The organism is Gleimia hominis (genome assembly GCF_002871945.2).
Lineage (GTDB): Bacteria > Actinomycetota > Actinomycetes > Actinomycetales > Actinomycetaceae > Gleimia > Gleimia hominis_A.
This window is the reverse complement of the sequence record NZ_CP126963.1, coordinates 2116055-2131841: the sequence shown is the minus strand read 5'-3', so window position 1 is coordinate 2131841 and position 15787 is coordinate 2116055. Positions and strand designations below refer to the sequence as shown.

Below are 15787 nucleotides of genomic sequence, written 5' to 3'. Positions count from 1 at the left end.
GTCCCAACTCGCTAAAGTTGGGACCCTGACCAGAAAACAGGTTAACGAAGAACCTTATTTCATCTTGGTACCGGTCGAACCGAGACGCTCACACGCCTCAACAACGCGGGCACGCATACCAGCTTCCGCAGCCTTACCCCATGAACGTGGATCGTAGGACTTCTTCACACCAACCTCACCGTCGATCTTCAGAACCTCGTCGTACTTACGCAGCATCCACTCCGCAACCGGGCGGGTAAACGCGTACTGCGTATCCGTATCAACGTTCATCTTAATAACACCGTTATCCACAGCCGTCTTGATCTCCTCGGCAGAAGACCCAGACCCACCGTGCATAACCAGGTCAAACGGACGATTGCCCTTGTCGAACTTAGCCCCAACCTCTTCCTGGATGGTCCCAAGAATCTCTGGGCGCAGCTTCACGTGACCCGGCTTGTACACACCGTGCACGTTACCGAACGTCAGCGCCGTCATGTAACGACCCTTTTCGCCGAATCCCAGAGCCTCAACCGTCTTAATACCATCTTCAGTGGTGGTGTACAGTTTCTCGTTGATCTCACCAACTACACCGTCTTCTTCACCACCCACAACACCGATCTCAACTTCCAGGATCGTGTTAGCCTTCTGAGAAAGATCCAACATCTTCTGCGCGATCTCGAGGTTCTCCTTCAACGGCACCGCGGAACCATCCCACATGTGCGACTGGAAGAACGGTTCACGCCCAGCCTTAACTTCCTTCTCCTCAAGTTCAAGCAGAGGAATAACCCAGCTGTCCAGATTCTGTTTAGCACAGTGATCCGTATGCAAAGCAACAGTCACGTCGTAATTCTTCGCAACCTCACGAGCATACGCGACCATAGCCAACGAACCTGCAACACGATCCTTGACTGTGGAGCCCGACCAGTACTCGGCACCTCCTACCGAAACCTGAATAATACCGTCGGACTCTGCCTCCGCGAACCCCTGAAGAGCCGCGGTCAGTGTCTGCGACGAAGTTACGTTAATCGCCGGGTAAGCGAACTTACCTTCCTTCGCCCGGTCCAGCATCTCGTTGTAAACTTCTGGAGTTGCAATAGCCACTTTCGATGACTCCTTCGATGTAGACGTCAGTGACCCTCTAATTATCCCACACTAGTACCCCAATATCACCGGGGACTTAGTCCCCCTCCCATCACCTGTTTCCTCACCATCTTTTTCTTGAGGGTACCTGGTGTCTCCATGCTAGGTGCCTGGGTACTCGGGGCGGGGGTACCTGGGTGATCTCAACGCGAGGGTACATGCAGGCTCAACGGCGGGGGTACCTGGGTTAAAGTGTGCTACCAGGAACGATTCTGAACACCCCACGCCCACATTGCGATCGCCGCCGCGTGCCCAACATTAATTGACCGCGTAGACCCAAACTGCGTTATGTGCAGCACCCGATTACACGCCGCCACCATCTCCGCAGATAAACCCGAAGACTCCTCCCCCATCACCAAAACCGTCTCCTTACGCAAGGAGGTACCCTCAAGTGAAACAGACCCCTCAGTATTATCCACACCAACCACTTCAAGCCCCCGGCCAGTCACATCCTCAAGAAACTCTTCAACACTCGGATGATGGACTACCTCAAGATAACGATCAGTCACCATCGCACCCCGCCGATTCCAACGTCGCTTCCCCACAATATGAACCCGACGTACCCCCATCCCATTCGCGGTACGCACAATAGATCCAATGTTGAAATCATGCCCCAGATTCTCAACCGCAACTTCTAACCCCAACGCCTCACGATCAAGCTGCTCCCGGATCGCGCTCATCCGCCAGTACCTAAACCGATCCTCCACGTTGCGCCTATCGCCGTCCCTCAAAAACTCAGGGTCATACCATGGTTCCTCAGGCCAATTCCCTTCACCACCCGGCCAAGGACCAACGCCCTTACGAACCGGCTCCACCTCTTCAGACAACCAGGTACCCCCAAACCATTTTCAGCTAAGTCAATACACAACCGCATCGCAGTTTACTATGCTCACAATAGAAGACACACAAACGGAGGAATAATGACCACCAGCGCATACACGCTCGACGAACTACCCCCAGTAAGATCCTGGCTAACCGACATGGACGGCGTACTCGTACACGAACAACACGCCATTCCAGGGGCCCAAGACTTCATCGACACACTCACCGACCTCGAAGTACCCTTCCTGGTACTCACTAACAACTCAATCTTCACCCCTCGCGACCTATCCGCACGGCTGCAAGACTCCGGGCTGCAAATACCAGAAGAACGCATCTGGACCTCAGCACTATCAACAGCAGCATTCCTATCGCAACAATCCCCGAACTCATCAGCATTCGTAATCGGAGAAGCAGGCTTAACCACAGCGCTACACGAAGCAGGGTACGTAATGACAGAAACGAACCCCGAATACGTGGTTCTAGGCGAAACCAGAAACTACTCATTCAACGCGATCACACAAGCAATCCGCTTCATCGAAAAAGGAGCGAAATTCATCGCCACCAACCCAGACGTGACCGGCCCATCAAAAGAAGGTACCCTCCCCGCAACCGGCTCTGTAGCAGCCATGATCACAAAAGCCACCGGGAAAACCCCCTACTTCGTCGGCAAACCTAACTCAATAATGCTGCGCACCGGACTGAACAAAATCGACGTCCACTCAGAAACCACAGCGCTGATAGGCGATCGGATGGACACGGACGTACAAGCTGGGATTGAAGCCGGACTACGCACCCACCTGGTACTAACCGGTTCAACCTCTGAAGAAGAAATCACAAAGTTCCCCTTCCGGCCGTGGCATGTGCACGACTCGATCGCAGACCTAGTAGACGTTGTCCGCGAGAACGCGCGCGCCTCATTCGAAAGAGACGAAGCTATCCAAGCAATGAAGAACTAACCTAGCGGCCCCGGCCTACCGGCTCACCGGACTGCAGGGCAAACAGGAATCAAAGGCTTGTAGGCCACAAAGCAAACAGGAATCGAAGGCTTCTACGCCTCAAAACAACCAGAGATCCAAGCATTGTACGTAGCAGAACGAACAAGATTCCAAGCCGTTTCAAGAAAATGGGCCTGTAAGCCAGATACTGGAACGACGGGGGCTATAGCCCGCAAGCCGTCTGATACGGCTACGGGGAAGCCCTCTAATTGAGAAAGAAGACCACGTGTTAAGCGTGGTCTTCTTACTATCCCATCAACACAGTGCGAGTAAGGTGCCGCTCAAAGCAACCACAAACTCTCCTCAAACAGGATTTCTTTCCTGAAGGTGATTAAATCTTACGAAACCACTCTGACTAATCCATGACACTGCCCTTGGAAAACGCTGAATGTATTACCGCACCTGCGCAATCTGTGTTGGCGCCTGAGGTACCCTCAGCTAACTCGAGCAGATCGGGGTCGTAAGAACCAGCCCTACACGTGCGGCAAATGCCGGGTCACGTAACGCACCATTCGGCGTGGAGATACCCGGCTGAGCGTGTCAGTGACCTTGTATTTTAATGAGGGTACCACCCACGTTTTTCCCCTACTAACAGCGCGCAAAGACTCCGACACAACCGTTTCTGCGCTCACCCAAACCACCGGGGGTACCTGGGAGGTATCAAGCACAAAATTATCGTGAAAATGCGTCCGAACCATACCGGGTACCACAGCCGTGCAGGTCACGTTAGTACCCTTCAGCTCCTCAGCTAATCCTTCAGAAAACGACCTCACCCAGGCTTTATGCGCCGAATAAGTACCCATTCCCGTTTCAGAAGCCACAGACGATACATTCAATATCGCTCCCCGACCTCGCCCAACCATTTCCCGCGCCGCAGTGTGACACAGCTCCATCACTGCGCGTACCATCACGTCAAGGCCATAGTTCTCGTCCTCCAGAGAGTTTTCAAGAAACGACGACCCCAAACCAAAACCAGCATTATTAACCAGCAGCCCAACGGGGTACCTGGAGGTGCGCAGACGGTGTTGCACTTTTTGGCGATCTTGCTTAGCACAAAGATCAGCCACAATGACCTCCGCGCGCACACCGCATGCCTGCTCGAGTTTATTCGCTAGCTGCTCAAGTTTCTCTCGGCGCCTTGCTACAAGCACCACGTTATGCTTTGCGGTAGCTAACTGCCACGCGAACTCTTCCCCAAGACCACTACTTGCACCTGTGATTAACGCTGTTCCCATACCTCCACATTAGCGAAAGTACCCCCTCAATCCGCTACCATCTAGGCATGAGACTTGTAACCTGGAATATCAACTCAATCCGCGCTCGCATCGACCGCGTGATCGCGTTCTTGGAGCGATCTAACACCGATGTCCTTGCTATGCAAGAACTAAAATGCAAGCCCGACCAATTCCCGTTCGACAGGTTCGAAGATGCCGGTTATGAAGTAAAAATGACTGGCATGAACCAGTGGAACGGTGTCGCTATAGCCTCTCGAGTCGGATTAAAAGACGTGGAAACCAATTTCCCCACGCAACCCACCTTCAAAGACAAGTTGGAGGCGCGTGCAATCAGCGCTGTTTGTGACGGGGTAAGGGTGTGGTCACTCTATATTCCAAACGGGCGGACCCTGCAGGACCCTCATTACCAATACAAGCTGGAATTCTTAAATAATCTCGCGAACTACACTCGAGGGTACCTGGAGAAATCCACTACCCCCCTAGCGTTAGTGGGAGATTGGAACGTAGCTCCTCTGGATGAAGACGTGTGGGATATCAGTGTTTTTGAGGGTGACACGCATGTTTCCGAACCTGAACGAACGGCGTTTAACCAATTCGCCAGCCTGGGGATGAAGGAACTAACCCGCGAATACGTCACAAACTACACGTACTGGGATTACCAAAAACTCCGCTTTCCCAAAAATGAGGGCATGCGAATTGACTTCGTTTACGCTTCTCCAGACCTCGCGGAACGCGCTATCGATGCGGACATCGACAGGAATGAGCGCAAAGGTAAAGGCGCTTCCGATCACGTTCCAGTTATTGTCGACTTCCAATAGCCTCACAAGAATGGCCTAGCGGCCGTAAGCGGTACTAATGCAAGACGCTGCTCTGCCAGCTACCGCATTCCGGCTGCTAGCTACAGGATTCCGGGCATGGTGACCAGCTTTCGGCTTTAGGATTCCGTCCACCAGCTTCCGGCTATAGGCTTCCGGACATGGTGACCATCATATGGGCGGAGTGGGGAAAACTAGTTCGCGCATTGCAGGAGATAATCGCCCAGCTGTTGCCAATGCTGCTGATGCCATTTGCCGAAAGGCTCATCTCCCAAGAACGCGCCCGCTGCACCCCGCGCAGGATCCACCCAAATAAAAGACCCTGATTGGCCAAAATGTCCGAAGGCGTTTTCTGAAGCTTGAGGCGGGAACCAAGTTCGCTGCTTATCCTTCTTTATTTCCACCCCGAGCCCCCACGCATTATCCCGATAGGAACCATACCCGGGAGTTATCCCGCGTATCCCGGGGTAAGTCTCAGTCAACATTTGATCATGCAAGTCAGTGGAAATCAGCGTTGGTTCTAAGAGCTCGTTCGCAAGCGCCATGAGATCTCGAAGCGAACCAGTTCCACTGTAAGCACAGGATCCGGTGATGCTCGTTTCGACCATTCCTAAAGGTTCAAGTACCTCGGTTTCTAACCAGTCGTTAAACGCCGTTCCCACATGTTCTTCGACCGCGTTTGCCATACGTTCAAACCCAAAATTTGAGTATATTCTGCGCGTTTCCGGTTCCGCTTGGCGTTCATTTTTGTCGAATGCTACCCCTGAGGCGTGAGCAAGCAAATGCTTGATGGTGACAGTTTCGCCGGCAACCTCAACGGGAGTACCTAACTCCAGGTGGCCGCGTTCAACTGCCACTAATACGCCAATAGCCGCGAAAACCTTGGTGACCGACATGTAGTCAAACACCTTTGTTTCATCACCAAAAACCATCTGCGCCCCACTCTTTTGCATGCACCCAATGGCACAGTCAAACGGTGGTTGCACCTCATCTGGTATTTCAAGCATCATCTACCTTTCGTTTCTATCTGAATACTAACCTAAACAAATTCGCGAACTACTCAGTGCCATACCGCGGTCTTCACGCCCCCTCAGCCTCGCCCCCTCCAGGTACCCGCTCCGGACTTTTGTGCGCCTCAGGTACCCCCTCCCCTTTCTCCGGGTACCCCTATTTCTTAGGGTGATTAACCCCCCGTCTTCCCCCTCACGGATGCCGCAGGTACCCTCTTTCGCCTTTTCGGCCACCGCGAGCAAGAGCTGATACAGCAACGCCCAACCGGCTACGAGGGGAACTAAGGAACTTATTCAGCGGGGGTACCTACGGTGAAAAGTCGCGAACGCAGCCAGGTATATCTGTAAAAAGAAGTGCGCGCCTTCCCAGTGGAAAAGCACGCACTTCAACAGATTCCCCCAGTTACGGACCGGGGGTACCTTCTACTCGGTTACCGCTAGCGACAAAACATCATCGCCTTCGGCGACCCCAACCTCAACAACACTTCCATCATCAACACCGCCGCTAAGAATCAGCTTCGCCAAGCGGTCCCCAATCTCTCGTTGCACCAGCCGACGAAGCGGACGCGCACCGAAAGCCGGGTCATAACCATGGTCAGCCAACCACGCTTTCGCCTCATCACTTACAACTAGCTCAATGCGGCGCGACGACAAACGTGCAGCCATCCGTGCAACCTGAATATCAACGATCTGAGCCAGCTCCTCACGAGTAAGCGGATCGAAAATCAGGATCTCATCAAGCCGATTCAAAAACTCCGGCTTAAAGGACTGCTTCACCATCGCCATAACTTGATTATGCTTCTGCTCATCACCTGAAGTCGGATCCGTCAAAAACTGCGATCCCAAGTTGGACGTCAACACCAAGATAGTGTTACGGAAATCAACAGTCCGTCCCTGACCATCAGTCAACCTGCCATCATCCAACACCTGCAGCAGAATGTTGAAAACCTCAGGGTGAGCTTTCTCCACCTCATCAAGCAGCACAACCGAGTAAGGCCGACGGCGGACCGCCTCCGTTAACTGACCCCCCTCATCGTACCCAACGTACCCTGGAGGAGCCCCAACCAAACGAGACACAGAGTGCTTCTCTGAATACTCACTCATATCGATGCGCACAATCGCATGCTCATCATCAAAAAGGAAATCAGCCAACGATTTCGCAAGCTCAGTCTTCCCAACCCCGGTAGGGCCAAGGAACAAGAACGAACCCGTAGGACGATTCGGGTCAGACACCCCGGCGCGTGAACGGCGAACAGCATCAGACACCGAAGTCACAGCAGCTCGCTGTCCAATTAGACGCTCACCAATCACATCCTCCATCGAAAGAAGCTTTTCCATCTCCCCCTGCAACAACCGCCCAGTAGGAATACCAGTCCAGGACTCAATCACCTCAGCAATTTCACCTGGCCCCACCTTCTCGGCAATCATCGGTTCGATGTCAGCAGTGTCTTCCTGCGCTTCAGCCTCCTCAATCTGCCTCTCGATCTGCGGGATCTCCCCGTTTTGCAATCGCCCCGCTTCCTCATACCGGCCCTCACGCATCGCAAGTTCTAACTGAGTACGCAACTCATCCAGACGTACCCTCAAATCACCAACGCGGTTACGCCCCGCTTTCTCCTGCTCCCACCGAGCAGTCAGAGCATTCAACTCTTCCTGCCGATCAGCCAGCTCAGAACGCACCTTCTCTAACTGATCCTGACTAGACTCATCCTCATTATTAGGATCCGACTCCGTCAGGTATGACTCCTCCATGCGCAACCGGTTGACCTGCCGCTGAAGCACGTCTATCTCCGTCGGCGACGAATCCAGCTCCATCCGAAGCCTAGACGCCGCCTCGTCAATTAAGTCAATAGCTTTATCCGGTAATTGGCGTCCAGAAATATACCTATCCGACAACTGCGCTGCCGCCAAAATCGCACCGTCAGAAATCGTTACCTTGTGATGGGCCTCGTACTTAGGGGCAATACCGCGCAAAATTGCAACAGTATCATCAACACTAGGTTCTCCCACATAAACCTGCTGGAACCGACGTTCGAGCGCAGGATCCTTCTCAACATGCTCCCGGTATTCGTCAAGAGTTGTTGCCCCCACGAGCCGCAATTCTCCCCTCGCCAACATGGGCTTGAGCATGTTACCCGCATCCATAGCACCGTCAGCACCACCACCAGCACCTACCACTGTGTGGAGCTCATCGATGAAAGTAATTACTTCCCCATCAGAGTTCTTAATCTCATTAAGTACCCCCTTGAAGCGTTCCTCAAATTCACCCCGGTACTTAGCGCCAGCAAGCATTGAAGCAATATCCAAGCTAATGAGCTTCTTATCCTTCAAGCTCTCTGGAACATCACCTGCGACAATACGCTGCGCTAACCCCTCAACAACAGCCGTTTTACCCACGCCAGGCTCACCAATCAGAACCGGGTTATTCTTTGTGCGGCGCGAGAGCACCTGAATAACTCTGCGGATCTCCGCATCACGACCAATGACAGGGTCCATCTGACCTTCCCGAGCCCGTTCCGTTAAATCTTGGCCGTATTTCTTCAACGCTTCGAACGTACCCTCAGGATTCGCTGACGCAACTGGTTCTGGCCGCAGCTCTTTCGTTACTTTCTCGAGGGTACCTGCGTCGGCACCCACGCTTTGAAGAAGCTCGCCAGCATCAGAGTTGGATTCAGCAACCCCCGTCAGCAGGTGCTCAGTCGACACGTACTGGTCGCCCATGCGCGAAGCAATCTCACCCGCTTCAGACAGGACGCCCATTAGTGCACGCGAGGACTGCGGTGTGCTAACAGAGGTACCCTGCGAGCTCGGTAAGGCTGTCAACGCCGCCCGGACCCTTGCCCCAACTGTTTTACGTGAGGCTCCCGTCGCCTCAAGTACCCTCAGCGCTATACCTTCTTCCTGGTTAAGTAGCGCATTCAGGAGGTGCATCGGCTCGACCTGCGGGTTGCCAGCAGCTGCAGCAGTTTGCAACGCGTCCGCCAACGCCTCCTGCGATTTTGTAGTGAAGTTATTGTTCACTTTCGTTTACCCCTTTTCGTTCAGTCTCTAAATGAGTAAACAAAACAAAGGTTGAGTCTATTCCACTCAACCCTCTTTTGTGAGTGTCATACATCACTACTTAGAGTAGTTTGAGTACCCCAAATCACAACAAACACAAACCCGCATCGTCTAATGCTGCAGTCCATTGAGGGGGTACCTGGGGGTACTTACAAAAAACATCCAAACTAATGCATCAAGGCGCCCCATGCTCAAGCGGTTCCGCCAACCTAAAACTTATGGATTAAGCTGCTCCAAGCTGATTTTTCAGCCGTTCTTTTCTAAGTCGATCGACGTGGGGCATTTCTAGCTCAGCACTGCAATCCACCCCGGCCTTAGTAAGAAGGTAATCAGCGAACTGCGGATTACGTGCCAACACGGGCCCATGCATATAAGTTGCAATAACAGAGCCCTGAACAACCCCCTCAACCCGATCTGCAGCTGAGCCACCACCATTGCCTACTCCACTAAGCACTTTGCCAAGAGGGCGTGCGTTCACCCCTATTTCAGTAACTCCCCCGTGGTTTTCAAACCCAGTTAGCGGTTCCGTCAATCCTGGTAGCAAGGGGGTACTAACAAGTTCACCAATGGCGCGTTTCCCACCGGGGAGGGTCACGCAATCAAGTACCCCCGCGCCCTCCACCTCACGCCCCTGCGCATCTGTGTAAGAACGCCCGAGAATCTGCATCCCAGCACAGATTGCTAGCACCGGGATCTTGCTTTCCAACATCTCAAAAAACACATTGTTCTTCCGCAAGTACTCCGCAGCAATCGCCTGAGCCGTGTCTTCACCGCCACCAATCGTAAAAAGATCCACTTCAGTAGGAATTGACTCACCGTGCGAAACTTTGACTATTTCAGCATCCACATTCCGCCATCTCGCCCGCTGAGCCAACACAAGAGCATTCCCACCATCACCGTACGTTCCAAGTACCTCCGGCAATAGGACACATATCCTCAGCCCCATTACTTCTCCTTCTTCCGCCCGGAACCTGCCTCAAGCTGACGTTTGAAATCACGGAAGGCCGTATAATTCGCGATCAGATCCACTCGTCCGCGTTCGCAATTAGCCACCGCAACCTGGGGGGTACCTTCAAGGTCTGAATCGATACCTGCATAATCCAACCGCACCGCCAAGTCAGCTCCTCGCTCTCCACAGGCAACTATCTTCGCTGACTTGGTCCGCAGTCCCTCAAAGTCAACATCCCATAACCAAGACAAATCGGTACCATCAGCTATTTGCCCATTGACAGCTATGACCACCGACTTCGCGTCCGAATCGATCATTGTTAAGGCCTCTTGCCACCCAGCTGGATTCTTCGCCAGCAACAATCTGACCTCACGCCCATTCACAGATACAACAGAGTACCTGCCGGCCACAGATTCAACCCCTCCGACCGCTGAAACAGCAGTGTCAAAATCCGCACCTAGCAGCAGCGCCGCAGAAACCGCTTGCGCAGCATTACCCCGATTTGCCCGCCCAGGAACCTGCAACCGCAAATCCCTGCGCAAAACCGTAGGTACCCCCACGCCTTTTTCGCTCCCCTTCTCCGCCTTGCATAGAGCATCACCATCGAGGTACCACTGGGGATCAGGACGCCTGTAGTCAGTACCAGGAACATACCAACTCCCGTTTTCCCGGACCACGGATTGCCCACCACGCGGAAACGTTGTGGAATCATCAAACCAAGACAACCCCGCAGCTACCCACGTAACATTCCGGCAATCCCAGGCAGCAGAAACAATTAACGGGTCATCACAGTTAGCCACCACCTGCGCCTGAGGGTACTTGGAAAGGGTTTCGCGGATATGCTTCTCAACACTTGCGGTCTCCCCCATCCTGTCAAGTTGATCACGCGACAGGTTCAGCAGAACAAACACATCTGGGGTTACCTGCTCTGAAACACTTCTCAGATACAGCTCATCCACTTCCAACACCGCAAACTCTGCCTGCGGTTTCCGCAACAAAGCTGTCAGCACGCCATCGGTCATATTGTCACCACGTTCATTAGTTGCAACATCCCCCAATGAACTTAACGCTGCACTAACCATCCGCGTCGTGGTTGATTTACCATTAGTGCCCGTAACCAGCACAACTGTCTTATCTTTCGCGGCCTTTCGCAATATATTCTTATCTAGCGATCTAGCGACGCGGCCGCCAATCATCCCTCCGGACCCCAAGCCAGACTTCTTCGAGACCCAGCCAGCAAACTTGCCTGCAACCGCTGCGATATCGCCATGTACCCCTAAGCTGAACGACCGCATTTTCTCCTCACTCAAACGTAGGTACCCTCAAACTAAAAACAGCGTTAGACAACCTCAAGATCTACGGCCTATTCATGACGCTATTATCCAAGCAATCTAACTAACGCGAACTAACACAATGGAAACCCTAACGACACAGCGGGTGTATCGTACCCCTACAAAACCGCTGACCGTCGGGTCGGGCATTATTACCAACCACGAGACGACTGAATCATTATTTCCCTGCGGCGCCGGTTCACTTTAACAAGTTTCACGATGCCCCAAATCAACACCGCCAAACCAATAATCTCAAGCACCACAAAGATGATGGCCGCCGACCCAAGGCCTTTGAACGCGTCATTTACCGATAGCTCTCGAAGCTTCGCATCATTGGGCAACCCATCACATTTCAAAGTGTACTTACCCGACAAGTCTGATCCGGAGAAAAAAGCGGCCTTATTGTCAGTCTCTGTGGATGTGGTTTTCTCGAGTTCATACTCAGTGCGGTCATTAACCAGCATGCACGTGGTTTCGTCGGACGCAGGCGTTACAGACAAGGCAAAAGATCCTAGATTTCCCGGCTCTACAGTCGAGCCGTTCTGCACATCCGAGCGCGACATGCCCGCACTATTAGAAACGACTGAAATCCCTGCGCCGACAAGCCCCGCTATCGGTGCAACCAACAACATCAACACTGCTCCAACTACAGTAAGTGTGATTGCTAGCCCCCTACTAGGAAGAGGCTGGGGCGCGTTCGGAGTGAAGCTACCATTTGGCGCTCCGGGATTCTGGCCCCGCCCCTGCCCGCTCTGATACTGCTGTTCGTAGGTACCCCACTCTTGCGAGGCACCGTAATTATTCTCCCCGAGGGGCTCGTCATTTTCTGGGCGTCGGCTTGGAGGCGTAAAACCCGGTTCATCTGCGGCACGGCGGCCATACCTGGGCTGTCCACTGTTCTGGGCGTCCGAAGGCGTCGTCACATTCTCTCCTTAAGAAGTAATAGACAAGCTACGTACACAAGTTTAAACTCATTCTTTCTGAACGCGCACCACCCATTCTCAGCCGGTCGGTGGGGGTACCTTGGTGGAATTCGCATTAACGCTGGCTATAGGAGGTGTTTACTCGCTGTGCACACAGGCAAAGTTATCAACAACCACGCGTTCCACCTTGGATCCCCGTTGCCTGTCACATAGAGAATCTAGGCATGTTGAACATTCTTCCGAAAATCGATAGTTCCTGGCTCATCCCCACGGTCCCATTCTGCGCGAGTCGTCATAGTTACAAAAGACAGCAGCCCAACATTACGCCGATCTCGCGAAATAAAGCGATCGAATCATCCGACCGTTTCCCACTTTGGGATATTGAGAAACGAATCCACCTGGTTCGCGCGCTAGAAAGTCAATCCAGATCAGCTCCGGACACCTACCTCACGGGGGTAACTGCGGCTCTTTGGTATGGGTTTTCGGTGTTGACTGCACGCACAGACATAGAGTTTCTAGTGACTTGTAAGCACCACCGCCGCAGCACTACAGCGGGGTCACACTGCCGATATTTCAAGGGGTGCTCCGTACATCGGCGGCGCCACCGTCTTCCCCGCGAGGCATACTCACAAGTCAAAGGCGTGCGGATTATAACTCCGAAATTCCTTCTTTTTGAGGTTCTGCAAGCCCCGAACGTATACAGTGCACTCGTCACGGGTGACTCCATTTTCCGCTTCCTGCTTAGGAAATATGGGGACCCTCGCACGCTGCTGGACAGCACGATAGAAAGGCTACGCAATTCGCTCTTGAGAGTTGCGCAGAGCCTCCCTCATAATGTGGATAAGAAACGCATTCTATCCCGTATTCACTTGCTGTCAGCGAAGTCTGAATCACCACTCGAAACGATTACGCGTTTGCGTCTTCGCGAAGCTGGTGTTCCAAAACCAAGGCAGCAGCGTTTCGTACGTGCAAATGGGCAGACATACTACGCAGACTTCGCTTGGGACCGCCAGAAAACCGTTCTGGAGGTAGATGGTAAAAGCAAGTACCGAGATAATCCTCAGCGGAAGATTACCCAGCAAAATGCGCGTGAGGAACAGATGACGGCAAAATACCCGTATCTGTACCGGTCCGGATGGCACGAGGTACTGAGCGATAGCTTTATTCAGCTCGTCAGGTCGTGGTTTCCCCAACGAGCACTCCGACCTCCTCGTGCCATCGAATGATCCACTGCAGCATACCTTTCCGCTACTTGACAGAGCGTTTTAGCATCCACCGGTAGCAGTTCGTCTCTGGCCTTTGTCGGGAACGCACGTTTCGAGTGTTGCAAAACGAGGCGTTCCTGTCGCCACCCCGAAGCGATACTTTCCCGACACCGGTTGGGCACGCTAGGGGCCGATCACGAGGCGTACCTAGGTATAGTTTCTTCCCAAGTCCTAGCGAAAATCTCTTCTGCACCTTCGTAGCAAGTGACACTAGATTTGGTGTAGAAATTTTCTTCATCGCAAGAAATCCACGTGTCGGCTTCCAAACTCGCGTCCCATTCCATGTCGGGTCGCGAGAGCCCCACTCGCCAAATAGATTCTGTTCGCGCGGACGTTGGATCGTCCCACTTTATCCAGTATCGTTCAACAGAGTCTTCATCAAAGTGAAGCCCATCAGGATACACGCGGGTACCTCCGTACGCCGGGTCCACCTGCAGCATCGTTTCCCGAGCAACCACATCAGTCGTAGTTAGTCGTTCAGGCCGCCTAGACCCAGCCTTCCCCTCCTGAGGGTACTTGACGGGCAACGCAGGAGGCTGCACGGGGTCACCAAACGTTACAGACTCATCTAACTGCCGCGCAGGTACCCCCTCTGGCGCAATCCGCCTCTCCGGCAGCGTAATCTCACAGGCTCCAACATCTAGTTTGAACCCCTCACCACCAGGTTGAGGCCAGATCCAAGGCCAATAGGCAGAAGAAATCGACACACGTACCCGGTGGCCTCGTGCGAAATGATAACCAGCGCCTGTCAACTGTAGGTGCACGTCAACCCACTCTCCGGTAGGCATGAGGACTCGTTTATCCCGCCCCTCGCGAGCAGAAAAGTTCAGGTTCCCACGCGTCACCAGCGTCGCCGCTCCATCAGGGGCTACATCCACCAGTCGAACGTACACCTGACCTTTGGGGGTACCTGATTGGATGCGTAGCTTAAGCTCCGCGTTCCCCAAAATCTCCAGCGGCTGCTCAACGGGGAAATCAAAAGTAACACTCCTCCCATCATCGGCACGCTGATCAGTAGGCAGATCAGCATCATTTCCGAAAGGAAAGTACCGCCCAGCATTCTGCCCAGTATCCTGCGGGGAATTCACGCTCAACACACCCCAAGAATCATTAGGTACCGCCGCAGAGTCTTCCGCAATGCATTCCTCTGCTTCCCCACAGCACCTCTCGTTTTCAACGCTGTAACCTTTAGCGTCAGTTAACTTCCACGTCGTAGGAGTGATATTCGGTGACGGCCATGACTCTTCCGCAACCCACCTGCCCGGTAACTCCACATAAACCGACGACGGTGGGATCGGATCCGTAATCCACGTTCGGAGCAAGGGCTCATTCATAACCCCGGTCTCCTCATCCTTAAGCCACTTATCCCACCAACGCAGTGTTTCACCCAGAAAATCTATGTGTGGACCGGGTTTGAGGTCTCGATCGGGGTACTGATGAGCCCACGGACCCAAGATACCCCTCACATTTTTCCCTAAGCTTGAAAGGTTCTTAACTAAACGCAGCACCGTGTCCCGGTAGGGGTCGTTCCAGCCACCAACCGCCATAACCGCCGCATTTATTTGCGAGTAATCCTCGCACACTGACCCGTGCTTCCAATACTCATCGCGAACCTGATGTTTCATCCAAGTATTCAAATACGGGTCCATCCGCTCCAAACGGTACAACCACTGGTCTCGCCATTTATCGCCCCACACCCGTTTGTCGGGCGGGCGAGACTCAAACGCAAGCATTGTCGCAGCCCAAGCATGCATGTCGACTGCCAGCATGGAACCACCGAAGTAGTGCACATCGTTGTCGTAGCGATCATCAGTTGAACACGTGGTGACAATTGCTTTCAATGGTTCGGGACTTAAAGCAGCTAGTTGTAACGAATTAAAACCTCCCCAGCTGATCCCAAACATACCGACTTTGCCCGTCGACCACGGTTGAGCTGCGAGCCAGTTGATTACTTCTACTCCGTCAGCGTGTTCTTGTTCAGAGTATTCATCCCCAGGTACCCCCTCAGAGTTACCGTGACCCCGAATGTCTACACGCACAGAAGCGTAACCGTGGCCTGCATAGTAAGGATGACGCTCATGATCACGAGGAGCTGTCCAATCCCCCGCCCGGTAAGGCAAGTACTCCAGGATTACCGGCACTTTCTCTGTTGTTACCGGCATCCAAGCTTTCATCCAAAGCTGGGTTCCGTCACTGAGGGGTACCCAGCCTTCGTTAACTTTCACCTCATAGGGGAACTTTGTTTGTATTCGCACCTACACTC

Annotated in this window: 12 protein-coding genes; 3 read left to right on the top strand and 9 right to left on the bottom strand. The window is 53.2% G+C overall.

Features of this window, described 5'->3' with window-relative positions; translation table 11 throughout:
• Positions 1-54: 54 nt before the first annotated feature.
• Both fbaA and CJ187_RS09260 read right to left on the bottom strand, forming a co-directional pair.
• Positions 55-1080 (bottom strand): class II fructose-bisphosphate aldolase, encoded by a 1026-nt coding sequence (fbaA, locus tag CJ187_RS09265; protein ID WP_102216341.1) that lies wholly within the window; start codon positions 1078-1080, stop codon positions 55-57.
• 236 nt (positions 1081-1316) lie between these two features.
• Complete coding sequence (locus CJ187_RS09260; protein ID WP_102216342.1) at positions 1317-1946, bottom strand: TrmH family RNA methyltransferase; 630 nt, start codon at positions 1944-1946, stop codon at positions 1317-1319.
• Positions 1947-2039: 93 nt separating this feature from the next.
• Here CJ187_RS09260 and CJ187_RS09255 point away from each other — a divergent pair, with 93 nt between their 5' ends.
• Positions 2040-2897 (top strand): HAD-IIA family hydrolase, encoded by an 858-nt coding sequence (locus CJ187_RS09255; protein ID WP_102216343.1) that lies wholly within the window; start codon positions 2040-2042, stop codon positions 2895-2897.
• A gap of 512 nt (positions 2898-3409) precedes the next feature.
• On the opposite strand, the gene CJ187_RS09250 is transcribed toward CJ187_RS09255, so the two are convergent.
• Positions 3410-4171 carry an SDR family NAD(P)-dependent oxidoreductase gene (locus tag CJ187_RS09250; RefSeq protein WP_102216344.1) on the bottom strand — a complete coding sequence of 254 codons (762 nt, stop codon included), beginning with the start codon at positions 4169-4171 and terminating at the stop codon, positions 3410-3412.
• A 47-nt stretch (positions 4172-4218) separates the two neighbouring features.
• Between CJ187_RS09250 and CJ187_RS09245 the strand changes: the two genes are divergently transcribed.
• Positions 4219-4989, top strand: a complete 771-nt coding sequence (locus CJ187_RS09245; RefSeq protein WP_102216345.1) for an exodeoxyribonuclease III — start codon at positions 4219-4221, stop codon at positions 4987-4989.
• Between the two features lie 191 nt (positions 4990-5180).
• On the opposite strand, the gene CJ187_RS09240 is transcribed toward CJ187_RS09245, so the two are convergent.
• The 5 genes from CJ187_RS09240 to CJ187_RS09220 form a co-directional block, all read right to left on the bottom strand.
• Positions 5181-5996: a serine hydrolase domain-containing protein gene (locus CJ187_RS09240; RefSeq protein ID WP_102216346.1), complete on the bottom strand. Its 816-nt coding sequence runs from the start codon at positions 5994-5996 to the stop codon at positions 5181-5183.
• 423 nt (positions 5997-6419) lie between these two features.
• Complete coding sequence (gene clpB, locus CJ187_RS09235) at positions 6420-9017, bottom strand: ATP-dependent chaperone ClpB (RefSeq protein WP_102216347.1); 2598 nt, start codon at positions 9015-9017, stop codon at positions 6420-6422.
• A gap of 262 nt (positions 9018-9279) precedes the next feature.
• Positions 9280-10002 (bottom strand): type 1 glutamine amidotransferase, encoded by a 723-nt coding sequence (locus tag CJ187_RS09230; protein WP_102216348.1) that lies wholly within the window; start codon positions 10000-10002, stop codon positions 9280-9282.
• Positions 10002-11315, bottom strand: a complete 1314-nt coding sequence (locus tag CJ187_RS09225) for a MurT ligase domain-containing protein (RefSeq protein ID WP_350223581.1) — start codon at positions 11313-11315, stop codon at positions 10002-10004. The genes CJ187_RS09230 and CJ187_RS09225 overlap by 1 nt, the downstream gene beginning before the upstream one ends.
• Positions 11316-11488: 173 nt before the next feature.
• Complete coding sequence (locus CJ187_RS09220; RefSeq protein ID WP_146003076.1) at positions 11489-12259, bottom strand: hypothetical protein; 771 nt, start codon at positions 12257-12259, stop codon at positions 11489-11491.
• Positions 12260-12900: 641 nt separating this feature from the next.
• Between CJ187_RS09220 and CJ187_RS09215 the strand changes: the two genes are divergently transcribed.
• Positions 12901-13485 carry a hypothetical protein gene (locus CJ187_RS09215; protein ID WP_146003077.1) on the top strand — a complete coding sequence of 195 codons (585 nt, stop codon included), beginning with the start codon at positions 12901-12903 and terminating at the stop codon, positions 13483-13485.
• A 173-nt stretch (positions 13486-13658) separates the two neighbouring features.
• On the opposite strand, the gene CJ187_RS09210 is transcribed toward CJ187_RS09215, so the two are convergent.
• Positions 13659-15779 carry a CocE/NonD family hydrolase gene (locus CJ187_RS09210; protein ID WP_102216352.1) on the bottom strand — a complete coding sequence of 707 codons (2121 nt, stop codon included), beginning with the start codon at positions 15777-15779 and terminating at the stop codon, positions 13659-13661.
• Between the last annotated feature and the right edge of the window lie 8 nt (positions 15780-15787).

Bases quoted from the DNA above. Each gene is read 5' to 3' on its own strand.
- CJ187_RS09240 (WP_102216346.1), bottom strand. From the start codon at position 5,996: ATGATGCTTGAAATACCAGATGAGGTGCAACCACCGTTTGACTGTGCC.
- CJ187_RS09255 (WP_102216343.1), top strand. From the start codon at position 2,040: ATGACCACCAGCGCATACACGCTCGACGAACTACCCCCAGTAAGATCC.
- CJ187_RS09245 (WP_102216345.1), top strand. From the start codon at position 4,219: ATGAGACTTGTAACCTGGAATATCAACTCAATCCGCGCTCGCATCGAC.
- CJ187_RS09250 (WP_102216344.1), bottom strand. From the start codon at position 4,171: ATGGGAACAGCGTTAATCACAGGTGCAAGTAGTGGTCTTGGGGAAGAG.
- CJ187_RS09230 (WP_102216348.1), bottom strand. From the start codon at position 10,002: ATGGGGCTGAGGATATGTGTCCTATTGCCGGAGGTACTTGGAACGTAC.